Here is a 23,260-nt window from a genome sequence, read left to right as displayed (position 1 = left end):
AGATGCTCAAGACTCCTCTCTGCGATCTGCTCGGCATCGAAAAGCCCGTGTTCCAGGGCGGTATGGCCTGGATCGCCGACGCCTCGCTGGCGTCCGCAGTGTCCGAGGCGGGCGGCTTAGGGATTATCGCGGCCATGAACGCCGACGCCAACTGGCTGCGCGACCAGATTCATGAGCTGCGCGCCAGGACGGATAAGCCCTTTGGCGTCAACGTCATGCTCATGAGCCCGTTTGCCGACGAGGTCGCGCGGGTCGTGATTGACGAGCGGGTGCCGGTCGTCGTGACGGGTGCCGGCAATCCCACCAAGTACATGAAGGCGTGGAACGAGGCGGGCATCAAGGTCATCCCGGTCGTTGCCTCGGTGGCGCTGGCGCGTCTCGTGGCGCGTCGTGGAGCCACTGCCGTGGTTGCCGAGGGTACCGAATCAGGCGGCCATATTGGCGAGACCTCGACGATGGCACTGGTGCCACAGGTTGTCGATGCGGTCGATATTCCCGTGGTTGCGGCTGGCGGTATCGCCGATGGCCGCGGCGTGGCGGCCGCCTTTATGCTGGGCGCCGCCGGCGTGCAGGTGGGTACGCGCTTTCTGATCGCAGATGAGTGCACCGTATCGGAGCAGTACAAGGAGATGGTCCTGAAGGCCAACGACACCTCGACGCGTGCGACCGGCCGCTCGACGGGACACCCGGTGCGTGCCCTCAAGAGCCCCTTCACTAACGCCTACGCCAAGAGCGAGGCGGCGGGCGTAAGCGTCGAGGAGCTCGGGGCCATGGGCACGGGCGCCCTTCGCAAGGCCGCCAAGGACGGCAATTACGAAGAGGGCTCGTTTTTGTGTGGACAGATTGCCGGCATGGTCAACGAGCGCCAAAGTGCACGTGAAATCGTTGACGACCTAGTCGATGGCGCCGAGCACGTCCTGAAGGGTGCGTGCGCATGGGTGGCGTAGCGTTTCTGTTTGCCGGCCAGGGCGCCCAGCACCCCGCGATGGGCGTCGACCTGATCGAGGCATCGCCGGCGGCCGCCGAGGTGTTCGCCATTGTCGACGAGGTGCGCCCGGGGACCAGTGAGCAGTGCCGAAGCGCCTCCAAGGAGGAACTCTCGCAGACCGAGAACACGCAGCCGTGCGTGTTCGTTCACGATCTGGCAGCGGCTGCCGCCCTGCGTGAGCGCGGCGTGGTACCTGCCGCCTGTGCGGGTTTTTCGCTTGGCGAGGTCGCCGCGCTCACCTTTGCGGGGGCGTTCGATACGCGAGCGGGCTTTGAGCTCGTGTGCGAGCGCGCGGCGCTGATGGCCGCGGCTGCCGAGCGCCATCCGGGCGGCATGCGCGCCGTCATCAAGCTCGATGCGGCGCAAGTCGAGAACCTGGCAAAACAGGCCGGCGAGGACTGCTGGCCGGTCAACTACAACAGTCCGCAGCAGACGGTTGTTGCCGGAGCGCCCGAGGCGCTGCAGGAGCTCGACGTCCTAGTAAAAGAGGCTGGCGGCCGCGCTATGAAAGTCGCGGTGTCGGGCGCATTTCATAGCCCCTATATGGCCGAGGCGACTGAGGGGCTGGCGACGTATATCCAAGCCGGCCACGCGCCGTCACCGCTGCTGATTCCGGTCATGGCAAACATGACGGCGGCGCCCTATCCGGCGGACCCGCGAGCGGCATCGGATGTCTTGGCCAATCAGGTGAGTCATGCCGTTCGTTGGGTCGACACGCTGCATACTCTGCAGAATCAGGGCATCGACACGTTTATTGAGGTCGGCCCTGGCAAAACGCTGTCCGGCTTGGTCAAGCGTACGTTGAGCGACGTTCGCGTGTATTCGTGCGAAACGGCAGAACAGGTCGCAGCTATTGCCAACGAGCTCGCATAGCCCATAGGGCTGTAACCCGAAAGGAATGACATGGGCAACTTGAACAACGGCGCGCTCGAGCGCATCGACTCGCGTCGCGTGGCGCTGGTCACGGGCGCCTCGCGCGGTATCGGTCGCGCTTGTGCCGTGGGCCTGGCGGAGGACGGCTTTGATATCGCCGTCATCTATGCCGGAAGCGTCGATGCGGCGCGTGAGACGTGCGAAGCCTGCGAGGCGGCTGGCGCCACGGCGCGCGCATATCAATGTGACGTGGCCGAGCCCGATGCCGTCAACGCGTGCGTGGAGACGGTCCTCAACGACTTTGGCTCCATTTGGGCGCTTGTCAACAACGCCGGCATCACCCGCGATGGCCTGCTCATGCGTATGGGCGACGATGCCTTCGACCGCGTGCTCGATGTCAATCTCAAGGGCACGTTCAACACGACGCGCGCGCTCACCAAGACCTTTATGCGTCAGCGCGGCGGTTGCGTCATCAACATGAGCTCGGTCGTGGGCCTAATGGGCAATGCCGGGCAAGCCAACTACGCTGCCTCCAAGGCGGGCGTGATAGGGCTTACCAAGGCGGTGGCACGCGAGCTTGCGCCCCGCGGCGTGAGGGTTAATGCGGTCGCTCCCGGGTTTGTCGAGACAGATATGACGGCAAAGCTCTCGGAGAAGGTGCGTACGGCAACCGAGGAACAGATTCCCCTTAAGCGCATGGCACGCCCCGAGGAAGTGGCCGGCGTGGTGCGCTTTTTGGCGAGTGATGCGGCTGCCTACATTACGGGTGAGGTCGTGCGCGTCGACGGCGGAATGGCGATGTAGAAACCAGGGCCGAAGAACGGCTTGAATGAGGAGAGCATGATGGAACAGAGAGTTGCAATCACCGGCATCGGTGCCGTGTCGCCGCTTGGCAACACCGCGCTTGCCACCTGGGCGGCCATGTGTGCCGGGACCTGTGGCATCGGCCCGATTACGCACTTCGATACGGATGCGTTTGCCGTCAAGGTGGCGGCCGAGGTCAAGGGCTTTGACGGCAACGACTACTTTGGCAAGCACGATGCCAAGCACTTAGACCCCTGCGTTCAGTTTGCACTGGCGGCGTCGGACGAGGCCATGCACGATGCGGGCTTTGATGTCGAAGGCGCCATCGATCGCGAGCGCCTGGGCGTCTACGTGGGTTCAGGCGTGGGCGGCATGCAGACGCTTGTCGACAACGTCCATACGATTGCCGACCGTGGGCCCCGCCGCGCATCGCCTTACATGATTGCGATGATGATTCCCAATATGGCTTCGGGCAATATCGCGATCCGCCACAAGGCAAAAGGCCCGACCCTGCCCGTGGTGACCGCGTGCGCGACCTCGGCTCATGCCGTGGGCGAGGCGTTCCGCGCCATCAAGCATGGCTATGCCGATGCGATTCTCGCCGGCGGTGCCGAGGCGGCCATCATCCCCGATGCCGTTGCGGGCTTTACGTCCTGCCGTGCACTCACTACCAATCCCGATCCTGCGACGGCTTGTCGTCCGTTCGATGCGAATCGCGACGGCTTTGTGATGGGCGAGGGCGCCTGCGTGCTCGTACTGGAGAGCATGGAACATGCGCAGGCGCGCGGCGCGCACATTTATGCCGAGGTCGTGGGCTACGGCAACACCGATGATGCCTATCACATCACGAGCCCCGATCCCGAGGCTGCCGGCATTGCCCGTGCGATATCGCTGGCGGTGGCCGAAGGCGACGTCAAGCCTTCCGAGGGCTTCTACATCAACGCTCACGGCACCTCGACTAAGCTCAACGATTCGTCCGAGACGGCGGGCATTAAGCGTGCGCTCGGAGAGGACGCGGCACGCGCCGCGCACGTCTCGTCAACCAAGTCGATGACCGGGCACATGATCGGTGCCACGGGTGCCATCGAGGTCATGGCCTGTGCCATGGCGCTCGAGCAGGGCGTGGTGCCCCCGACCATTAACTACCGCACGCCCGATCCCGCCTGCGATCTTGATTACACGCCTAATCGAGCGGTTCGCGCCGACCTTACCTGGGCGCTTTCGACCAACCTGGGCTTTGGCGGGCACAACGCCGCCATCGCGCTGCGTAGATATACGAGGAGCTAGAGCATGGATTCCAAAAGACTTGCCGAGATAGCCGATGTTATGGAGGACCGTGGCCTCACGCGCGTGCGTGTTGAGGAGCCCGATGGCACCGCGGTCGAGCTCGAGCGCGCGAGTGCGGCGCAGCCGGTTGCCGTGCCCATGCCTATGCCGAGTGCCATGGCCGCTCCAGTTGCAGCTCCCGCAGTCGCGCCTGCCGCACCGGAACCCGCCGCGCAGACACCTGCCGCCGCGCCGGAGCCTAAGGGCACCGAGGTGACTGCTCCCATGGTCGGCGTTTTCTATGCTGCCCCGGCGCCGGGCGACGAGCCGTTTGTGCACGTGGGCTCCAAGGTCAAGGCCGGCGAGACCCTCTGCATCATCGAGGCCATGAAGGTTCTCAACGAGGTGACGGCAGAGGCGGATGGCGAGGTGCTCGAGATCTGCGTGGCCGACGGCGACCTCGTGGAGTTTGGCAGTTGCCTTATGAGGATCGGATAGGTGATGTCCATGAACAAAGAAGAGCTCAAGAAGCTGTTGCCGCATCGCGAACCGATGCTTTTGCTCGACGAGGCCGAGCTGGTGGGCGACGAGGCCCACGGCAAGATCACGATTACGGGTGACGAGTACTTTTTGCAGGGGCATTTTCCGGGAAACCCGGTGGTCCCCGGCGTGATTCAGTGCGAGATGCTCGCCCAAAACTGTTGCGTGCTGCTGATGGGCGACGAGGAGGCGCGCGGTGCGACGCCGTTCTATACGAGCCTCGATAAGGTGCGCTTTAAGCGTCCGGTGCGCCCGGGCGACACGGTTGATCTGGTGTGCACCATCACGCGTGCGCGCGGGCCGTTCCGCTTTGCGACGGGTACTGCGAGCGTCAACGGTGAGGTTTGCTGCCGCGCCGATATGTCTTTTGCACTCATGCACGAAAGTTAAGGAAGGCTTCATGTTCGACAAAGTGCTCATCGCCAACCGCGGAGAAGTCGCGGTCCGTGTTATCCGCGCGTGCCGCGATATGGGCATCAAGACCGTCGCCGTTTATTCCACGGCCGATGCGGACGCGCTGCACGTGCAGCTTGCCGACGAGGCGTATTGCATCGGCGGCCCGCGTCTTGCCGAGAGCTACCTCAACGACGATGCCGTGCTCACCTGTGCCGTGAAGTCGGGGGCAAAGGCAATTCATCCCGGCTATGGCTTTTTCTCCGAGAAGGCGAGCTTCGTGCGCGACTGCGACAAGTATGGCCTGGCGTTTGTCGGTCCTTCGGCCAAGGTGATCGACAGCATGGGCGACAAGGACGCCGCGCGTCGAACGGCCGCCGCGGCGGGCGTGCCCATCGTGCCGGGCTGCGATTTGCTCAAAAGTCCCGAGGAGGCAACGGCCGAGGCCGAGCGCATTGGCTGCCCCGTGCTTATTAAGGCGCGCGCCGGCGGTGGCGGTCGCGGCATTCGCAAGGTCGAGCGCGTGGAAGATGCGGCAAAGGCGTTCATCGAGGCACGTGCCGAGGGCGAGGCCGTCTTTGGCGACGGCGAGTGCTACATGGAGAAGTTCGTCGCGCCGGCGCACCACGTTGAGGTGCAGATTATGGCCGATAAACAGGGCCATGTGTTTTCGCTCGGCGAGCGCGAGTGCTCGGTTCAGCGTCGCAACCAAAAGCTGATCGAGGAGAGCCCCGCGCCGTGCCTCGACGGACGCGACGACATTCGTGCTCGCATGCACAAGGCAGCGCGTGACCTGGCTCGTGCCGTCGGCTACGAAGGAGCCGGTACCATCGAGTTCCTGTATTCGGATGACGGCAATTTCTACTTCATGGAAATGAACACGCGCTTGCAGGTGGAGCATCCGGTTACGGAGTTTGTGACCGATACCGACTTGGTCAAGTGGCAGCTACGCGTGGCAGCCGGCCAGCCTCTGCCCTTTGAGCAGGAGGACATGCCGGTTCGCAACCACGCCATGGAGTGCCGCATCAATGCCGAAACGCCGGACTTTCTGCCGTCATGCGGAACGGTCACCGCGTTGCGTGTGCCGGGTGGTCCGCGCGTGCGCTGGGATTCCGCCATGTTTACCGGTGCGAACGTTCCGCCGTACTACGACTCCATGCTTGGCAAGCTCATCGTGTGTGCGCCCACGCGTGACGGCGCCATTCGCAAGATGCGTTCGGCCCTGGGCGAGCTCGTGATTGAGGGCGTGAGCGAAAACAGCGAGCTTCAGCTCGACGTGCTGGCAAACGACGAGTTCTTGTCGGGCATGTATCACACCGATCTGATGGGGCATCTCTATGCTGATGAATAGAAAAGCGAAGACGGTCAACGTCCTCGAGGGGCCGATAACCGAGTCGTGCGCCGAGTTTCCCGCGCGCCACGTGTTTATCAAGTGCCCGGAGTGCCGCCGTGTGATCGATGAGGCACGCCTGCACGACAACCTCGAGGTCTGCCCCCGTTGCGGTAAACACTTTCGCGTGAGCGGTCGCGCGCGCATGCGCATGACGGTCGACGAGGGCACGTTTGAGGAATGGGATGCCAATCTGGCGTCGGAGGACTTCCTCTCGTTTCCCGGCTATGCCGACAAGCTCAAGAGCGTGAGCGAGCGTTCGGGCGAGCGCGATGCCGTTGTGTGCGGCAGGGGCAAAATCTGCGGTTGCGATACAGCTCTCTTCTTTATGGACGCCAACTTTATGATGGGCTCGATGGGTTCTGTGGTGGGCGAAAAGATCTGTCGCACATTTGAGCGAGCGACCGAGCTGGGATTGCCAGTTGTCGGCTTTACCGTTTCGGGCGGTGCGCGCATGCAAGAGGGCGTGACCTCGCTTATGCAGATGGCCAAGATTTCTGCGGCAGTTAGGCGCCACAGCGAGGTGGGCGGCCTGTATATCACGGTGCTCACCGACCCCACGACCGGAGGCGTAACCGCGAGCTTTGCCATGGAGGGCGACATTATCCTGGCAGAGCCGGATGCCCTGACGGCATTTGCCGGCCCGCGCGTGATCGAGCAGAACATGCACAAGCGCCTGCCCAAGGGATTCCAGCGCTCCGAGTTTTTGCTGGAGCACGGCTTTTGCGATGCCGTTGTTCCGCGTGGCGAGATTGCGCTCACGGTAGGCGAGCTGTTGGCGCTGCACGAAGGGCACGCGCCCGGCCTGGGGGCACCGCATGAGATCGTGCATACGGGTCGCCGCGGCAAAAAGTTGGGACACTTGTTCAAGCGCTCGGCCGCACCAAAAACCGCGCTCGAGATTGTTAAGCAGACCCGCTCGGCAGATCGCGCCACGGCAGGCGAGATGATCTCGCTGGGCCTGGATGGATTTGTGGAGCTGCACGGCGACCGCTACTTTGGTGACGACGCTGCTGTGGTGGCTGGCATTGGCTGGAAAGACGGATGCCCCGTAACGGTCATCGCCATCGAACGCGGCACCACGACCAAAGAGCGCATGCGTCGCAACTTTGGTATGGCACATCCCGAGGGCTACCGCAAAGCGCGTCGCCTTATGCGCCAGGCCGAAAAGTTTGGTCGACCGGTTCTGTGCCTGGTCGATACTTCGGGCGCGTTTTGCGGCATCGGTGCCGAGGAACGCGGCCAGGGCGAGGCGATTGCCCAGAATCTCATGGAGATGAGCGGCCTTAAGACGCCGATTGTCTCGGTGGTGACTGGCGAGGGCGGCTCTGGTGGTGCGCTGGCGCTATCCGTGGCCGACCGCATCCTGATGCTCTCGAGCTCGGCCTATTCGGTCGTGAGCCCCGAGGCCTGTGCGTCGATCCTGTGGAAGGATACCGACCGCGCGAATGAGGCCGCCGAAGCGCTTAAGCTCACGGCCCCCGATCTGTTGGCGCTCGGCATCATCGACGGCATTGTTGACGATAGGGGCCTGTCGCATGAGGAGATCGCCGGTGCCGTCATGTCCTCGGCATTTGATGCCTTCGATACGCTTGGGCAGCTCGACGACGCGACCCTCACAAACCTCCGCTACGAAAAGTACCGCGCAATCGGTCAGTACCGCACGATGTGACAAAGGGGCAGTCCGCATGTCACATTGGGAAAGGCGTTCCATGTCACAAGTTTCTAACACCTCGTTTACAACGACGGTTTCATCAAACGCCATGGCCGTGGTGGACTATCTGTCCAAAAGCATGATGTCGGCGCTGCCCTTTATTGTCTGCGCGGCGTTGTTCCGCACCGTCGCCGTCATTATGGGCGAAGGCATGCTGGGCCTGTGGCCTGCCGATTCCGAAATCTATCGCCTGTTCTACAGTTGGCTCTATAACGCCGGTTACTACTTTTTGCCCATCTATCTTGGTTGGGCGGCTGCCCGCCAGCTCGGTTGCTCGGAACAACTGGGCATGATGCTGGGCGGCGTATTGATTGCGCCCGATCTGCTTAAGCTCGTCGATGCCGCATCGACGGCGGGGGCATCGATGACTTCCGTGTATGGTCTGCTTCCCGCGCCGGTCAACGATTACACGACGACTGTTATTCCGGTTCTCATCTCGGTGCCCGTGCTATGGCAGGTGGAGCGTTTCTTTAAGCGCACTATCCCTCAGGCTGTGGCGTTTTCGTTTGTTCCGTTTGCAACCATGCTCGTCATGGTTCCGGTTTCGCTGTGTATTACAGCGCCGGCGGGCAGCTATCTGGGCATGCTGTTGGGCCAGCTTATGTTTATGCTTGGCAATTCCGGTGGCATCGTGTCGCTGCTCACGCTCATGGGGCTTGCCGCGGGTTGGGAGTTTCTTAAGATCGCGGGTATCAGCAACGTTGTCCTATCGCTTGCGTACGCGCAGTTTATGAGTGTGGGAACGGATTCGTGCATCCTGATTGCCGCGACGATGGCGACGTTCGCCGTTTGGGGCATGCCTTTTGGCGCGTCGCTTCGCGTTGCGGATAAGGACGAGAAGGCGCTCATACTGGGCTATTCAATCTCGGGTGTTCTTGGCGGCGTAAGCGAGCCGGCGCTGTACGGTTGCGGCTTTAAATATGGCAGGTGCCTGACGTGCATGGCCATTGGCGGCGCCGTCGGAGGCCTTGTTGCAGCCGTGGGCCACGTTACGGCCTATACCATTGGCATGACGAATGTCCTCATGGTCATTGGCTTTGCCACGGGCGGCATCTCGAACCTGCTGTGGTGCTGCGCTGCCAGCGGTGTGGCATTTGCGGTGTCTGCGGCGCTGAGCTACTGCTTTGGCGTGGCGCCGGCGAAGGGGCAGGCGACGGAGGACGGAGCTGATTCACCCGAAACCTCGAAGAGCGTGGCCGAAGCAAGCGCATAAACCTGTGCGACAAAGGGCGATTTCTTTGTCATGTTCCAAGGTCGTGGCCCGTGTGGGTTGCGGCCTTTTTGTATCTGTGGGGCAAAGTGGCTACACTACAATCCGTTTGAGCAATAGATATATAGGTAGTACCGTGGGGGCGGATATAGATGGTTGAGTGGATTGTTCGTCGTGCGCAGGGCGACCGTGCGCGCGTGGGCACGTTGACGGGCGTGGTGTGTATTCTCGCCAATGTTGCGCTTTGTGCTGCGAAGGGCGTAATTGGCGTGCTGTCGGGATCGGTTTCGATCGTGGCGGATGCCATGAACAACCTGTCCGATGCCAGCTCGAATATCGTGAGCGTGCTGGGCTTTAGGCTGGCGAGCAAGCCGGCCGACCCCGAGCATCCTTACGGACATGGCCGCTACGAGTATCTCTCGGGTCTGGTGGTGGCGGCGCTCGTGCTGCTTATTGGCATCGAACTGGTGAAGTCCTCGATCGAGCGCGTCATCCACCCCGAACCTGTCGAGTTCTCGCTTGCCCTGGTGGCAGTTCTAGCGCTTTCGATGGTTGTAAAGCTCTGGATGGCGGTCCTCAACCAAAAGCTCGGCGATCGCATTGAGTCCGAGACGCTGCATGCGACCGCGCAGGATTCCAAGAACGATGTTCTTGCTACGGGCGCCGTGTTAGCGTGCGCAATTGTTTCGCAGGTGACGCACATCAATCTTGACGCATGGGTCGGCCTTGCCGTTGGCGCCTATATTGGCTGGAGTGGTTTTGAGCTTATCCAAGATACGGTGAGCCCGCTTTTGGGCCAGGCGCCCGATCCCAGGCTGGTCAAGCATATTCGAGACAAGATCATGAGCTATCCCGGCGTTTTGGGCGTCCACGACCTTATGGTTCACGATTATGGTCCGGGCAGGAAGTTTGCAAGTGCGCACGCCGAGATGGCGGCCGAGACCAGCCCGCTGGAAAGTCACGACACACTCGATAACATCGAGCAGTCGTTTAGGGTCGAAGACGGCATGATCGTCACGCTTCACTACGATCCCATCGTGACCGATGACCCCAAGGTGGCGAGCATGCGTTTACGCATTAACGCCATGGCTCAACAGATCGATAGCCGCCTCTCGATTCATGACCTACGCTGTGTGCCGGGTCCTACGCACACCAACGTGATCTTTGACTGCGTGCGTCCCTCGGATTTGCAGATGAGCGCCGAGGACCTAAAGCGTACGTTGGCAAAAAAGGTGGAATTCGAATATTCCAAGTCGATTGCCAAGATCACGATCGACGAAGACTACGTAGGCCATACCCACGAGTAAGGCTGCGCCGGCAAAGCAGGTTATGCAGAAGGGGAGAGCATGAAGAAGCTGTATCTACTCCGCCACGGTCAGACGGAGTTCAACGTCAAAAAGCTGGTCCAGGGCCGCTGCGATTCACCGCTGACCGACCTGGGCCGCAAACAAGCGGGAATGGCAGCCGCGTGGCTCAAAGCCCACGGCGTCGTCCCCGACAAAGTGGTCTCATCACCCTTAGGCCGAGCCATGAACACGGCAAGTCTCGTCGCAACCGAACTCCTCGGCCGGGATGCAGCAGTCGAGCCCTGCGAAGGCATTATCGAGCGCGGCTACGGCACCTTCGAAGAAGGCCCCCACGACGCGCTACCCACCGACGTCTGGGACCCCGGCGAGGATTTGGTCCCCTTTGGAGGAGAGGGAAGCAAAGCGTTGCAAGAACGCATGGTAGCCACCCTCACCAATCTCATAAGCGCCGAGGATATCGAAACCCTTCTAGCAGTAAGCCACGGCAGCGCCAGCCGCCAATTCATCAAGGATGCAGCCCCAGAGAGCTTCGAGCTCCCAGCAAAACTCCCTAATTGCGCCATCATGATCTTCGTTTTTGACGAGGAAAAGCCACAAGCAGAAGGCGAGCCAATGCAATGCAAGTTCACCCTCCAGCAAATAGTGGACCCCCAACAAAGTAATTAGCTGAGCGAGCAGAGTTAAGCAGACATCAACGTGTCGTCTCCCGAGCACGGCGGAGGGCCGGAGAAATATATTAAGGTCATCGCGAGTTCCGCACGCAAAGGAGAGCACTTAATGTGCTCTCCGTCTTGCGCAGGACTGTAGAGCAGGGACCTTAATATATTTCTCCGGCCCTCCGCCGTGCTCGGGAGCCATCCACGCACTTTACCTGCGTAAACAATGTGAGTGAAATATGAATCTCGATGGATACGCCCGCAGCCGTGTATACTAAACAGCTGTGTGTAACCAGGGGAGTATTCTGGCTGGACAAAATGCCTGCTTAATAGGGTTGTCAGGTAGTCCGGACGCAATACAAGGCTGGGGAGCACGTCGTGTAAGTAGTGGTCCTCTAGGGGCGTACGCTCGGTGGTGTACGCATTGTCCCAAGACCACGCGAGAGTTGGGATCATATCTTGATCAGCATGATTCTCGGCCGCAAGATTGGCATGACCCAGGTTTGGGACGAGGACGATAACGTCGTTCCCGTCACGGTCATCCAGGCTGGCCCCTGCGCTGTCTCGCAGGTTAAAACTCAGGCAACCGACGGCTATGACGCCGTCCAGATCGGTTTCGGCGACATCAAGGCCAAGAACGTGAACAAGCCCATGGCTGGTCACTTCGCCAAGGCTGGCGTCGAGCCTGTCCGTTTCCTTCGTGAGGTCCGCGTCGAGAACGGCGAGGAGCACAAGGTCGGCGAGGTCGTCACCGTCGCTGATTTCGCTGATGTCGAGAAGGTCGACGTCATCGGTACCTCCAAGGGTAAGGGCTTCCAGGGTCGCATCAAGCGCTGGGGTCAGCGCCGCGGTCCTATGACGCATGGTTCTCACTTCCAGCGTCACCCCGGTTCTATCGGTCAGTGCGCCTATCCTGCGCGCGTCCTCAAGGGCGTCAAGATGGCCGGTCACATGGGTAACGAGCGCGTTACCGTCAAGAACCTTTCCGTTGTCCGCATCGATGCCGAGCAGAACCTCATCTTGGTCAAGGGCGCTGTCCCGGGTGCCAAGAATGGTCTCGTCGCCATCCGTATGGCCTAAGGGCCCAGCCCATTTAGCCCAGCGTCATACCAAGGAGAACACTTAAATGGCAAAGTTTGAAGTAAAGAACAGCGAGGGCAAGAAGGTCGCCGAGGCCGAGCTCGCCGCTGAGGTGTACGGCATCGAGCCGAACATCCACGTTATGCACCACATCGTCAAGTGCCAGATGGCCTCTTGGCGTCAGGGCACCCAGTCTGCTAAGGGTCGCTCTGAGGTTTCCGGTGGCGGCAAGAAGCCTTGGCGTCAGAAGGGCACCGGCCGTGCCCGCCAGGGTTCCATCCGTGCTGCCCAGTGGCGTCACGGTGGCGTTGTCTTCGCCCCCAAGCCCCGTTCCTACGCTAAGCGTATGAACAACAAGGAGGTCAAGCTGGCTATGCGCTCCGCGCTGTCCGCCAAGCTGGCCGATGGCGAGCTCGTGCTCGTCGACGACTACGGCTTCGAGAAGCCTTCCACCAAGGCTGCCGTCGCCATGCTCAAGGCTCTCGGCCTTGAGGGCAAGCGTCTGACCATCATCGTTCGCGATGAGGACGTCAACGCCTACCTGTCGTTCCGCAACATTCCCAAGACGTTCATCATCACTGCCGACGAGGCCAACACCTACGATCTCGTCAACAACAACGCTGTGCTGATGCCCGCCGACATCGCCGCTCACTTCGGGGAGGTGCTTGCATAAATGACCGCCCACGAGATCATCATCCGTCCGATCGTGTCCGAGCGTTCCTTCTCCGGCATGGAGCTGAACAAGTACACGTTCGAGGTCGCCAAGGATGCTAACAAGTATCAGATCAAGGACGCTGTCGAGGAGATCTTCGGCGTCAAGGTCGTTCGCGTGAACACCCTGACGGTCAAGCCCAAGACCAAGCGCGTGCGCTATGTCGCCGGCAAGACCCGTTCTTGGAAGAAGGCCATCGTCACGCTGGCCGAGGGCGACACCATCGAGGTCTTTGGCAACCAGGCCTAAGACTCGCTGCTGTTGAGTGAGCTCATGCCTCCCAAATAGGGGAGGCGGGAGCTCAAGGTTTTGGGCGTATAAAATGGACACGCCCGGAACCGTGTATACGTCCGGTGTCATCGCACCCGAGGCAGAACCTCGAATCCCTGTCTGCGATGGCTAACGGATTCCTATTGAAAGGGATTGTAATGGCTGTAAAGCACCTTAAGCCGACCTCCGCTGGTAGGCGTTGGCAGACGATCTCCGACTTCTCCGAGATCACCTGCACCAAGCCCGAGAAGTCTCTTCTCGAGCCCCTGCCCAAGAAGGCCGGTCGTAACAACAACGGCCGCATCACCACCCGCCACCAGGGCGGCGGCGTGAAGCGTCGTTACCGCGTGATCGACTTCAAGCGCAACAAGGACGGCGTGCCCGCCAAGGTTGCCACGATCGAGTACGATCCGAACCGTTCCGCTCGCATCGCTCTGCTGCACTACGCTGACGGTGAGAAGCGCTACATCCTGGCCCCCAAGGGCCTCGAGGTCGGTCAGACCATCATGTCCGGTTCTGACGCCGACATCAAGCCGGGCAACGCTCTGCCCCTCGCCGACATCCCCGTCGGTACGCTCATCCACGCCGTCGAGTTCCAGCCGGGCAAGGGCGCTGCTATCGCCCGTTCCGCCGGTAACTCCTGCCAGCTGATGGGTAAGGAGGGCAAGTACGCTATCGTCCGTATGCCTTCCTCCGAGATGCGCCGCATCCTCGTTACCTGCCGCGCCACCGTCGGTGAGGTCGGCAACGCCGATCACGCCAACATCGTCATCGGCAAGGCCGGCCGTAAGCGTCACATGAACGTGCGCCCGACCGTCCGCGGTACCGTCATGAACCCTGTCGACCACCCGCACGGCGGTGGCGAGGGCAAGAACCACACCTCTGGTCGTCCCTCTGTTACCCCCTGGGGTAAGCCGACGAAGGGCCTTCGTACGCGCAAGAAGAAGAAGGTCTCGAACCAGCACATCATTCGTCGCCGTAAGAAGTAATTTCGGATACCGAGTTTTAGGAGAAAGCACTTATGAGCAGAAGTCTCAAAAAGGGCCCGTTCGTGGAGACTCGCCTTCTCTCGCGTATCACCGCGATGAACGAGGCTGGCAAGAAGGACGTCGTGAAGACCTGGTCCCGCGCGTCCACCATCTTCCCCGAGATGGTTGGTCACACCATCGCCGTCCACGACGGCCGCAAGCATGTGCCCGTGTATGTTACCGAGTCCATGGTTGGTCACAAGCTCGGCGAGTTCGCGCCGACTCGTACGTTCCGTGGCCACAAGGCCAAATAGGGGGTTAACCGTAAATGGCAACTAAGTCTATTGAAACTGAGGCCACCGAGGTTCGCGCCGTCGCTAAGTACGTGCGTGTTTCCCCCAGCAAGGCCCGCCTGGTGGTCGATCTGATCCGCCGCAAGCCTGTCGCTCAGGCCTTCGACATCCTCCACTTCTGCGACCGCGCCGTCGCCGTGGATGTCGAGAAGGTTCTCCGTTCCGCCGTTGCGAACGCCGAGAACAACAACGGTCTGCGTGCCGACAACCTGGTTGTCGCCGCTGCCTATGTTGACGAGGGTCCGACGCTTAAGCGCATCCGTCCCCGCGCCAAGGGTTCCGCTTCTCGCATTCTGAAGCGTACTTCCCACATCACCGTCGTCGTTGCTCCTCGAAAGGAGGCGTAAAGCTGTATGGGTCAGAAAGTCTACCCCACCGGCTTCCGTCTTGGCATCACCGAGAACTGGCGCTCCCGCTGGTTCGCAGAGAAGGATTACGCTAAGACCCTCGGTAACGATCTCGAGATCCGCAAGTACCTCGAGAAGCGTCTTTCCCGCGCAGCTGTCTCCCGCGTCGAGATCGAGCGCGCTGGCGACAAGGTGAAGGTCATCATCCTCACCGCTCGCCCCGGCGTTGTCATCGGTAAGAAGGGTGCCGAGATCGATACCCTCCGCACCGAGCTCGAGAAGGTCGCCGGCGTCTCCAAGGGCCAGCTCTCCGTCGACGTTGTCGAGATCAAGCGCCCCGAGCTCGACGCCAACCTCGTTGCTCAGTCTATCGCCGAGCAGCTCGAGGGCCGCGTTGCCTTCCGTCGCGCTATGCGCAAGGCTGTCCAGTCTGCCCGCAAGGCCGGCGCTAAGGGCATCCGTATCCAGTGCTCCGGTCGTCTCGGCGGTGCCGAGATGGGCCGTCGTGAGTGGTACCGCGAGGGTCGCGTGCCTCTGCACACCCTCCGTGCCAAGATCGACTACGGCACGGCTGTCGCCAGCACCACCATGGGCGCTTGCGGCGTGAAGGTCTGGATCTACCTGGGCGAGAAGCTCCCGGGCCAGCCTGTTCCCAACCCTGCACTCGAGGGCTCTTCCCGTCCTCGTCGTCGTAACTCCGAGAGGAGGGGTCAGTAGTGCTTGCCCCTAAGCGTATTCTTCACCGCAAGGTGCAGCGTGGCTCCATGAAGGGCCAGGCCAAGGGTAATACCGAGCTGCATTTCGGCGAGTTTGGTATCCAGGCTCTCGAGGCCCATTGGATCACCAACCGTCAGATCGAGGCCGCTCGTATTGCCATGACCCGCTACATGAAGCGTGGCGGTCGTGTCTACATCACGATCTTCCCCGATAAGCCCATCACCAAGAAGCCTGCCGAGACTCGCATGGGTTCTGGTAAGGGTAACCCCGAGGAGTGGGTGGCCGTCGTCAAGCCCGGCCGCATCATGTTCGAGGTCAAGGGCGTGCCCGAGGAGGTCGCTCGCGAGGCTCTGCGTCTTGCACAGCACAAGCTTCCCATCAAGACCAAGATTGTTGCTGCTAAGAACGCTGAGCAGCGCATCGAGAAGGAGATGGCTGAGGAGGCCGCTCTCGAGGCCAAGTGGGCTGCTGAGGACGCCGCCGCCGCCAAGGAGGAGAACTAATGAAGCCCGCAGAGATTCGTGAGCTCTCGGACGCTCAGCTCGTTGAGAAGCTGAAGGAAATGCGCGCCGAGCTCTTTAACCTTCGTTTCCAGATGGCCACCAGCCAGCTGGACAACACCGCTCGCGTCAACACCGTGAAGAAGGACATCGCTCGCGTCCTCACGGAGCAGCGCGCCCGCGAGATCGCAGCGGAGAAGTCCGCTGTCGCCGAGTAGGACCTAAGGAGAGAACATGACTGATTCGCGTAACTCGCGTAAGGTCCGTACGGGTGTCGTTACCTCCGTCTCCGGTGCCAAGACCATTGTTGTCACCATCACCGAGCGCAAGCGTCACCCCAAGTACGGCAAGATGATGACCAGCTCCAAGAAGCTGCACGCTCACGACGAGGAGTGCACGGCTGGCGTGGGCGACACCGTCCGCGTTATGGAGACCCGTCCTATGTCCAAGATGAAGCGTTGGCGCCTCATCGAGGTCGTCGAGCGCGCTAAATAAGCAGTCGCTCTTACGACTTGTACGTTTCCGAAGATGTGCGTATGCCTGGCTTGCATACCACGGGCCGTATAAAGGCTGCGCACCTCTCTTCGGTTCTTAGTTCGGAGGAACATCTACCATGATTCAGATGCAAACCATGCTGAACGTCGCCGACAACTCCGGCGCTCGCAAGATTCGCTGCATCAAGGTGCTTGGCGGTTCCAAGCGTCGTTATGCAGGCATCGGCGATGTGTTCATCGGTGCTGTCCAGGAGGCTACCCCTGGCGCCAACGTCAAGAAGAAGGACGTTGTCCGTTGCGTCGTCGTTCGCACCGTTAAGGAGATCCGCCGCAAGGATGGCTCCTACATTCGCTTTGATGAGAACGCCTGCGTTGTCATCAACAACGATGGTTCGCCCGTCGGCACCCGTATCTTCGGGCCCGTCGCTCGCGAGCTTCGTGACAAGAAGTACATGAAGATCGTCTCGCTCGCTCCCGAGACCCTGTAGTTAGGGGAGATATATGTATATCAAGAAGGGCGATAAGGTCCAGGTTCTCTCTGGTAAGGATCGCGGCAAGCAGGGCGTTGTCCTGCGTGCTCTCCCCGCCGAGAACAAGGTCGTTGTCGAGGGCGTTTCGGTCGTCAAGAAGGCCGTCAAGCCCAACGCTGCCAACCAGCAGGGCGGCATCGTTTCGCAGGAGGCTCCCATCGACGCCTCCAACGTCAATCTCGTCTGCCCCGAGTGCGGTAAGGTTACCCGCGTCGGTCACGAGAAGGACGGCAAGAACAAGCTGCGCGTCTGCAAGAAGTGCGGCCACAAGTTCTAAGCTGCCCGCAACATCAAGTTGCTAGCAAAGGCCCGGATGCCACGGCACCCGGGCCTTTTTCTATCCCCACTCGATGGCTTCGGTTCTGCCGTCCCGTCATTCCGGTTGCATCCAGTTTTCGGTGCCGTCTCGAATCGAGTGCCGCCAGGTGATACCCTGTCGCGTTTCGTCGGCTTCGGGGACAAAAGTCGGGACAACTCCAAAAACTATTTTCGAACTCAGGGCTTTGAGTTTTTGTTTTTGTCCCAAAGGGCGCGGCGGGATGCCTTTGGAGGCTCGATAGCGCCGAAAACGCCCGTTTTGAAACTTAAATGCCTTTTCGCGTGCAAGCCGCCAGCTGCAATAGGAAGTGAATCAACGCAGGTGGCTTTCAAGCAGTTTGCAAAACTGCAGGTCGCAGGTCTTCATTGCCAGTAGGAGAAATGAGTAGTCTCAGGTGGCTTGCCCATGAGTTGACGAACGGGATTTGAGATTACGCTGACGTCCGGAAACGCTTCGAGCACGGCGTTACGTTTTTGGGGTTTGGGCGTAGCCCCTGCACCCGCGAGCGCGGGCCTTAAGCCCGCCGAGAGGGTGACGCGTCGAAAACGAAGGGGAAAGAGAGAAGGGGCCGTCCCTATCATTCAGGTTGCGACCGAAGAAGACAAGGAGACCCCCTGAGCCTGAATGATGCCCCACAGACCGCGTCCGACCGAGCTCAAGCCGAGCTTTTCCTGACGTCCGCCTTCGCGAAGATGATGGCTGGATTGGCTATGGATTGGCAACACTTATTTGGACGATTCCGGGAGGGACGGCCCCGCCTCCCTGAACTCGACCGGCGACATGTAGCCCAGCGTCGAGTGGATCCTGAAGTTGTTGTACCAGTGCACGTAATCCAAGAGCTTGGCTCGGAGCTCGCGCGTCCCTCCTCGGTCCTTCGGAGTGGCCGACGATCTCCCCGTTGCAGAGGTCGACGAGCAGGCAGACGTAGTTCCACGACGCCCCGACGCGCACGCAGGCCAAGTCGCTGCATATATGGGTGCACGGCGCCCTGCCGCCGAAGCCGCGCGCGACGACGTTCGACACGTCGGCCTCGTTGACCGCCCCGGGGTGCACCTTGAACCTCTTCCTGCCGTATGCGCCGGCCAGGCCGTTCTCCCTCATGATGCGGCAGGCGCGGCGCCGGCTGACGGTAACGCCCGACCTCCCGGGCGACGCCTTGATCTTGCGCGATCCGTTCCGGCCCTTGCTGGCGGCGTGCGCCGCCGCGGCCGCCGTCGCCCCCGACATTAAGGTCCTCAAGGGCCGCGTCGTCTCCGGCGACCAGTTCGTCTCGCCCGCGGAACAGAAGGAGCGAATCCTCGCGGCCTTCGGCGACCTGTGCTGCGAGATGGAGGGCTGCACCATCGCGCAGGCCTCCTATCTCAACGGCGTGCCCCTCGTCGTCGTGCGCGCCATCAGCGACAAGCCCTGCGCCGAGGGCCGGGTCGTCGACTACAACACCTTCGAGAAGAAGGCCGCCTGCGACTGCGCCCGCATCGCCGCGCGCATGGTTAAGCTTTAGGCCCGGCGCGCCGGGGCCCTTTCCAAAGCGAAGTGTCGAGCCGAAGTGTTGAGCGTCGGCCCTGAATGTTCAATGGCCGTTGTTTTCTGCCCCTCAAGTGGTGGACTTTTCCTCGGAGCTGTTGATTCCCCCACGCGCCCCCTTCCGTTCTCTGTTCTCCCCTTATACTCCTTGTACGAGGAGGTAAGAAGTCATGGACAAGACCACACAGGACAGCTTGGCAAAGAAACCCGTCGACATGAGGGACAGGATTCTCGAGCATCTCGAGGCCCTCACCTCTGCCGTCTCGCTCGACGACCTTGCCCGTCTGTCCACCTCCGACATCGCCGAGACGCTCATCATCTCCAGGAGCCTGGCGAGCCAGTACCTCAACGACCTTGTTCGCGCCGGTCTTGTGGTTAAGGTGGCGGGCAGGCCTGTCCGTTATTTTCATCGCCGCGCGTTCCAGAAGCGTTTTCAGGTAAAGCTCTCTGCAAGCGAGTATGCCTCGCTCGCCGACCTCATCCAGGCGACGGGAATCGCCGATCACCGCGACTTCGCGCGTGCCGTGGGCTTCGACATGAGCCTCAGCTCCGTTGTCGAGCAGTGCAAGGCTGCGGTTCAGTACCCTCCGTTTGGCCTGCCCATCCTCTTGAGCGGCGGCGTGGGTGTCGGTAAGTCTTTCCTTTCTCGCCTTGTGTACGAGTACGGCAAGAACCAGGGCTTGCTGTCCCGCGACTCCTCCTATGTGCGCATCGACTGCGCCGGGGTCCCGGACGCCGCCTCGTTCAACGGGCTTCTTGACGAGTCGATCGCGAAAGCGCGCGGGGGTGTGGTCTTTGTCAACGGCATCGAGGCACTCTCTCCCTCTGCGATGGAGCACTGCCTTGCGACGGCCCTCGGGCTCGATGCCTCCCAGGATGCGCCGCGCGCTCGCCTCGTTCTTTCGACGACGCTTTCCGCCGATGACCTGAAGGTTTCCTCGGCCTACAGCAAAATGCCCATCTGTGCCCGCGTCCCCTCACTCAAGGAGCGGACCCCCGAGGAGCGCGAGGATCTCATCTTGAGCTTCCTGCGCAGCGAGGGGTGCCGAATCGGTTCTGATGTGAAGATCAGCCGCGGCGCATACCGTTGCCTCGTGAACGCGGACTTTTCCGATAACATCGCCGGCTTGCGCGCCTGCGTGACGAACTGCTGTGCCAAAGCGTTCCTCAATCGCGAGGGCGACTACGTCGTCGTTCGCCCGTATCTTCTTCCCAGCGGGCTCCTCTCCTCCGCGCAGATCGATCAACAGCCCGACGATGGCGTTCTGATCGACGCGTCTCTGGATGCCGCCGAGAGCACAGGGCCGGTCGAGCAGGCGCTCGATGCCCTGTGCTCCCTCGATGAGCGATTCTGCGCCGGGGAGCTCTCTGTCTCCGAGCTTGTCTCGCAAGCTGTCTCCGCTGTGCGCGGCGTTGAGGATCACTTGATCTTCGACCACGGCGTCGCCTCCTCGAGGTCGCGCGCCTTCGAGCGCGTCGTGGGCGCGGTCCTTGCCGACGCAGGCTCTTCTTATGGCATCGAGCTTTCGAGGAAGGTCGCTTTTCTACTGGCCCAGGAGATTTGCCTGCAGTTGTGGCCGGGTATCGGCCTGGCTAAGCGAAAGTCTGCCTGTGCGGAGCAAATCTCCCATCTCCTCGGTGCCGTGACCTCCGAATTGCCGTTTGCCTCGAGTGTCTCCGATCAGGTCGCCGCAGACGTGGAAGGGGCGCTGGGAATCTCGCTCGATCACTTCACGAAGACGCTTCTGACGCTGTGCGTCGCATCGGAGTCTCGCGATGCGAAGGCCCTTCGGACGCTCTGCGTCATCTTGTCCCACGGCTACTCAACGGCGACGAGCATCGCCGACGCGGCGAACCGTATGCTCGGCATGCATGTGTACGAGGCTGTCGACATGCCCTACGACCAGCAGCTGAAGGACATCGTCGGTCCGCTCCAGCGCCTCGTCGACCGCCATTCCTACTGTACCGGGGTCGTGTTCCTCGTCGACATGGGCTCCTTGGAGGAGGCCTATAAGGCCCTCGAGAACGTTACCGACTCCACTATCGGCGTGGTGAACAACGTCTCTACTGGTCTTGCGCTCGAGATCGGGGTTGGGCTGCTCGGCGGCAAGTCCATCGCCGAGGTTCTTGGCGATGCGACCGCCGCGTGCGTGACGCACTGCAAGGTGATCGAGCGCGTCAACCGTGAGGACGCCATCGTCTTCTGCTCCGAGTCCGGGGTCGACGCCGCGGAGAGGATACGCCAGCTCGTCTCGCAGAGCCTCCCGCGCACCATAGGCGCGCGCCTGCTCACGAGGCCCTTCAAGCAGCTCGTCGCGAACGGGTCGAACGACGCCGTTTTCTCCGAGCACCGCGTCTGCGCCGTCATCGGCACGGGAGACCCCGGGGTCGCCTCCGTCCCCTTCGTCGCCCTCGAGGACATCATGTCGACGGCGTCCGCCTCTAAGGTTGATGCCGTGTTCGGCAGGTGGCTTGACGCTTCCGAGCTCTCTTCTTTCCACGAGAAGCTGCTCTCGAACATGACGCTGCAGAACGTCATCCGCTCCATCACCATCCTCGACCCGGAGCGGCTATTCCATGAGATCGAGAGCGCCGTGCACGAGCTTCAGCGCAGGACAGGCGAGAAGATCGGCAGCAACGCCATCATTGGGCTCTACGTTCACCTCTGCTGTCTCGTCGAGCGCCTTGTTACCAGAAACCCCATTGAGACCTACGTTGGCCAGGACCGCTTCGAGGAGGAACGCGCCGATTTCATCGAGTCCTTCAGGCAGAGCTTCTCGAGCATCTCGACGCGCTATCGCGTAGAGGTTCCCGTAAGCGAGATCGCATATGTCTTCGACTACATAAGCGTGAGCGCCGCCCCGGCGCGAGAAGAGCGCCTCGGCTCCTCGGACCTCCTGCTCGACGAATGACCTTCCCCGCGCCGCCGCAAGCTGACCGCGCGTCCTCAATAATCCGATAACCCCTTGCCCGGCGCGAATCCGGATAGTGCCGAGGCGGTACCGAACGCAAAACTTCATTTGATAGGAGCAAACATGAGTGTTGTTATGGCACGAATCGACAATCGCCTGCTTCACGGCATCATCGTGACGCAGTGGGCCCCGGTGTCGGGCGCGACCCGAGTCATGGTCATCGACGACAAGGTCGCCGGCGACGAGGTCCTGAAGTCCACCATGAGGATGGCGCGCCCCGCGGGCATGGCCGTTTCGATCATCTCCGAGCAGACCGCGCTCAAGAACTTCGCCGCGGGCAAGTACGACCGCGAGAAGGTCTTCGTCATCGCCAAGGAGCCCGAGACGATGCTTCGCCTGGTCGAGTCGGGCGTCGAGCTCCCGTCGCTGGTCGTCGGCGGCTCGCTCGTCAAGGAGGACGGCATCCAGCTCACCCAGCGCGCCTACGCCTCCGCCGAGAACGTCCAGAGCTACAAGGCGCTCATCGCCCGTGGCGTCAAGGTGACGGCCCAGTTCGTGCCCGCCGACAAGCCCGTCTCCGTCGCAGACCTCATCTAAGGGGGAAATATGGTCAACTTCACTATCCTGCAGGTCGTCCTTTTGACCCTGCTGGCCTTCATCAAGCACGTGGACTACTACGGCATCCCGATGATCTTCGTCAATTACGCCGTTTTCTGGGGCCTCATCACCGGAGTCGTCATGGGCGACTGGAAGACCGGCCTTGTCATCGGCGGCACCATTCAGCTCATGCAGCTCGGCGTCGCGGGCTTCGGCGGCTCCTCCATTCCCGACTACGGCACGATGGCCATCATCGCCACCGCCTACGGCGTGACCCTGGGCTCCGACACGGGCCTCGCCATCGGCCTGCCGGTCGGCATGCTCGGCATCCAGCTCGACGTCGTCGCCAAGATCCTCAACGGCTTTGTCGTCGAGAAGTCCCAGAAGTTCTGCAACGAGGGTAAGTTCAATCAGATGAACGCCATCCTGTGGGTCTGCCCCGCGCTCTTCGGCCTGTGCGCCGCCCTGCCCGTCTTTGTCTCCGTGACGCTCGGCCAGCCCGCCGTCAACTGGCTCCTCGAGGTCATGCCCCAGTGGTTCCTCTCCGGCCTCACCCTCGCCGGCAAGATGCTCCCGGCCGTCGGTATCGCCATGCTGCTCCGCTACATGCCAACCGCCAAGTACTTCCAGTACCTGCTCGCCGGCTTCTTCCTCTCGGCCTTCCTGAACGTGCCCATCATCGGCGCCGCCATCGTCGGCGTTGCCCTCGCGATTGCGTTCTACCAGCGTGCCGAGAGGGACACCGAGCTCGCCGCCCACGCTTCCGCAGACGCCTTCATCGGAGAGGATGAGTAAC

General features: G+C 61.4%; 27 protein-coding genes and 2 pseudogenes. 27 read left to right on the top strand and 2 right to left on the bottom strand.

What is annotated here, in order from left to right; all coding sequences use genetic code 11:
- Positions 1 to 2: 2 nt before the first annotated feature.
- The 23 genes and pseudogenes from fabK (at position 3) to rplX (ending at position 17,389) form a co-directional block, all read left to right on the top strand.
- On the top strand, positions 3 to 947 hold the full coding sequence (gene fabK / locus DW171_RS01785) for an enoyl-[acyl-carrier-protein] reductase FabK (RefSeq protein WP_117563768.1): 945 nt from the start codon (positions 3 to 5) through the stop codon (positions 945 to 947).
- On the top strand, positions 935 to 1,861 hold the full coding sequence (locus tag DW171_RS01780; RefSeq protein ID WP_118270263.1) for an ACP S-malonyltransferase: 927 nt from the start codon (positions 935 to 937) through the stop codon (positions 1,859 to 1,861). Before fabK ends, DW171_RS01780 begins: the two co-directional genes overlap by 13 nt.
- Positions 1,862 to 1,891: 30 nt before the next feature.
- Positions 1,892 to 2,665 (top strand): 3-oxoacyl-[acyl-carrier-protein] reductase, encoded by a 774-nt coding sequence (fabG, locus tag DW171_RS01775; RefSeq protein ID WP_118270262.1) that lies wholly within the window; start codon positions 1,892 to 1,894, stop codon positions 2,663 to 2,665.
- A gap of 39 nt (positions 2,666 to 2,704) precedes the next feature.
- Positions 2,705 to 3,952 carry a beta-ketoacyl-ACP synthase II gene (fabF, locus tag DW171_RS01770; protein ID WP_118270261.1) on the top strand — a complete coding sequence of 416 codons (1,248 nt, stop codon included), beginning with the start codon at positions 2,705 to 2,707 and terminating at the stop codon, positions 3,950 to 3,952.
- Between the two features lie 3 nt (positions 3,953 to 3,955).
- Positions 3,956 to 4,429, top strand: a complete 474-nt coding sequence (accB, locus tag DW171_RS01765; protein WP_117759510.1) for an acetyl-CoA carboxylase biotin carboxyl carrier protein — start codon at positions 3,956 to 3,958, stop codon at positions 4,427 to 4,429.
- A gap of 9 nt (positions 4,430 to 4,438) precedes the next feature.
- Complete coding sequence (fabZ, locus tag DW171_RS01760) at positions 4,439 to 4,861, top strand: 3-hydroxyacyl-ACP dehydratase FabZ (RefSeq protein WP_022094192.1); 423 nt, start codon at positions 4,439 to 4,441, stop codon at positions 4,859 to 4,861.
- Between the two features lie 10 nt (positions 4,862 to 4,871).
- Positions 4,872 to 6,215, top strand: coding sequence for an acetyl/propionyl/methylcrotonyl-CoA carboxylase subunit alpha (locus DW171_RS01755; RefSeq protein WP_118270260.1), 1,344 nt, complete (start codon positions 4,872 to 4,874; stop codon positions 6,213 to 6,215).
- The gene (gene accD / locus DW171_RS01750) at positions 6,202 to 7,926 is read left to right on the top strand and encodes an acetyl-CoA carboxylase, carboxyltransferase subunit beta (protein ID WP_118270259.1); all 1,725 of its coding nucleotides are present in this window, start codon (positions 6,202 to 6,204) and stop codon (positions 7,924 to 7,926) included. The genes DW171_RS01755 and accD overlap by 14 nt, the downstream gene beginning before the upstream one ends.
- A 40-nt stretch (positions 7,927 to 7,966) precedes the next feature.
- A complete protein-coding gene (locus DW171_RS01745; RefSeq protein WP_118270258.1) occupies positions 7,967 to 9,181 on the top strand; it encodes a PTS fructose transporter subunit IIB in 1,215 nt (404 codons plus the stop codon).
- Between the two features lie 149 nt (positions 9,182 to 9,330).
- Positions 9,331 to 10,485, top strand: a complete 1,155-nt coding sequence (locus tag DW171_RS01740; RefSeq protein ID WP_118270257.1) for a cation diffusion facilitator family transporter — start codon at positions 9,331 to 9,333, stop codon at positions 10,483 to 10,485.
- A 39-nt stretch (positions 10,486 to 10,524) separates the two neighbouring features.
- The gene (locus DW171_RS01735) at positions 10,525 to 11,151 is read left to right on the top strand and encodes a histidine phosphatase family protein (protein ID WP_118270256.1); all 627 of its coding nucleotides are present in this window, start codon (positions 10,525 to 10,527) and stop codon (positions 11,149 to 11,151) included.
- A 449-nt stretch (positions 11,152 to 11,600) separates the two neighbouring features.
- On the top strand, positions 11,601 to 12,221 hold the full coding sequence (gene rplC, locus DW171_RS01730) for a 50S ribosomal protein L3 (protein WP_035137484.1): 621 nt from the start codon (positions 11,601 to 11,603) through the stop codon (positions 12,219 to 12,221).
- Positions 12,222 to 12,267: 46 nt separating this feature from the next.
- Positions 12,268 to 12,894, top strand: coding sequence for a 50S ribosomal protein L4 (gene rplD / locus DW171_RS01725; RefSeq protein WP_006235032.1), 627 nt, complete (start codon positions 12,268 to 12,270; stop codon positions 12,892 to 12,894).
- Positions 12,895 to 13,182: a 50S ribosomal protein L23 gene (rplW, locus tag DW171_RS01720; protein WP_022094197.1), complete on the top strand. Its 288-nt coding sequence runs from the start codon at positions 12,895 to 12,897 to the stop codon at positions 13,180 to 13,182.
- Between the two features lie 179 nt (positions 13,183 to 13,361).
- Positions 13,362 to 14,192 (top strand): 50S ribosomal protein L2, encoded by an 831-nt coding sequence (gene rplB / locus DW171_RS01715; RefSeq protein WP_055250219.1) that lies wholly within the window; start codon positions 13,362 to 13,364, stop codon positions 14,190 to 14,192.
- A gap of 32 nt (positions 14,193 to 14,224) precedes the next feature.
- Positions 14,225 to 14,485 carry a 30S ribosomal protein S19 gene (gene rpsS, locus DW171_RS01710; protein ID WP_006235035.1) on the top strand — a complete coding sequence of 87 codons (261 nt, stop codon included), beginning with the start codon at positions 14,225 to 14,227 and terminating at the stop codon, positions 14,483 to 14,485.
- Between the two features lie 14 nt (positions 14,486 to 14,499).
- On the top strand, positions 14,500 to 14,871 hold the full coding sequence (rplV, locus tag DW171_RS01705) for a 50S ribosomal protein L22 (RefSeq protein WP_006235036.1): 372 nt from the start codon (positions 14,500 to 14,502) through the stop codon (positions 14,869 to 14,871).
- Positions 14,872 to 14,877: 6 nt separating this feature from the next.
- On the top strand, positions 14,878 to 15,588 hold the full coding sequence (gene rpsC / locus DW171_RS01700; RefSeq protein ID WP_006235037.1) for a 30S ribosomal protein S3: 711 nt from the start codon (positions 14,878 to 14,880) through the stop codon (positions 15,586 to 15,588).
- Positions 15,588 to 15,983 (top strand): annotated as a pseudogene (gene rplP / locus DW171_RS01695) (50S ribosomal protein L16); the annotation flags it as partial. The gene rpsC and the pseudogene rplP, both read left to right, overlap by 1 nt.
- A 107-nt stretch (positions 15,984 to 16,090) precedes the next feature.
- Positions 16,091 to 16,306, top strand: coding sequence for a 50S ribosomal protein L29 (rpmC, locus tag DW171_RS01690; protein ID WP_006235039.1), 216 nt, complete (start codon positions 16,091 to 16,093; stop codon positions 16,304 to 16,306).
- 16 nt (positions 16,307 to 16,322) lie between these two features.
- A complete protein-coding gene (gene rpsQ / locus DW171_RS01685; protein WP_006235040.1) occupies positions 16,323 to 16,583 on the top strand; it encodes a 30S ribosomal protein S17 in 261 nt (86 codons plus the stop codon).
- Positions 16,584 to 16,701: 118 nt separating this feature from the next.
- Positions 16,702 to 17,070 carry a 50S ribosomal protein L14 gene (gene rplN / locus DW171_RS01680; protein ID WP_006235041.1) on the top strand — a complete coding sequence of 123 codons (369 nt, stop codon included), beginning with the start codon at positions 16,702 to 16,704 and terminating at the stop codon, positions 17,068 to 17,070.
- Positions 17,071 to 17,083: 13 nt separating this feature from the next.
- Positions 17,084 to 17,389 carry a 50S ribosomal protein L24 gene (gene rplX / locus DW171_RS01675; RefSeq protein WP_006235043.1) on the top strand — a complete coding sequence of 102 codons (306 nt, stop codon included), beginning with the start codon at positions 17,084 to 17,086 and terminating at the stop codon, positions 17,387 to 17,389.
- 767 nt (positions 17,390 to 18,156) lie between these two features.
- On the opposite strand, the gene DW171_RS10280 is transcribed toward rplX, so the two are convergent.
- Positions 18,157 to 18,258 carry an IS3 family transposase gene (locus tag DW171_RS10280; protein WP_231501554.1) on the bottom strand — a complete coding sequence of 34 codons (102 nt, stop codon included), beginning with the start codon at positions 18,256 to 18,258 and terminating at the stop codon, positions 18,157 to 18,159.
- Between the two features lie 292 nt (positions 18,259 to 18,550).
- Positions 18,551 to 18,658 (bottom strand): annotated as a pseudogene (locus tag DW171_RS10275) (hypothetical protein); the annotation flags it as partial.
- Between DW171_RS10275 and DW171_RS01665 the strand changes: the two are divergent.
- The 4 genes from DW171_RS01665 (at position 18,615) to DW171_RS01650 (ending at position 23,259) form a co-directional block, all read left to right on the top strand.
- Positions 18,615 to 18,932: a hypothetical protein gene (locus DW171_RS01665; RefSeq protein WP_158548906.1), complete on the top strand. Its 318-nt coding sequence runs from the start codon at positions 18,615 to 18,617 to the stop codon at positions 18,930 to 18,932. The pseudogene DW171_RS10275 and the gene DW171_RS01665 sit on opposite strands and share 44 nt — an antisense overlap.
- Before the next feature lie 193 nt (positions 18,933 to 19,125).
- Positions 19,126 to 21,867, top strand: coding sequence for a PRD domain-containing protein (locus DW171_RS01660; protein ID WP_117736585.1), 2,742 nt, complete (start codon positions 19,126 to 19,128; stop codon positions 21,865 to 21,867).
- Positions 21,868 to 21,990: 123 nt separating this feature from the next.
- Positions 21,991 to 22,464 carry a PTS sugar transporter subunit IIB gene (locus DW171_RS01655; RefSeq protein WP_089572478.1) on the top strand — a complete coding sequence of 158 codons (474 nt, stop codon included), beginning with the start codon at positions 21,991 to 21,993 and terminating at the stop codon, positions 22,462 to 22,464.
- 9 nt (positions 22,465 to 22,473) lie between these two features.
- A complete protein-coding gene (locus tag DW171_RS01650) occupies positions 22,474 to 23,259 on the top strand; it encodes a PTS sugar transporter subunit IIC (RefSeq protein ID WP_089572477.1) in 786 nt (261 codons plus the stop codon).
- The last annotated feature ends 1 nt before the right edge of the window (position 23,260 follow it).

This window comes from Collinsella sp. AM15-2 (assembly GCF_003471985.1).
Taxonomy (GTDB): domain Bacteria; phylum Actinomycetota; class Coriobacteriia; order Coriobacteriales; family Coriobacteriaceae; genus Collinsella.
The sequence above is the reverse complement of the archived record's forward strand: the minus strand, read 5'-3'. Positions and strand labels throughout refer to the sequence as shown.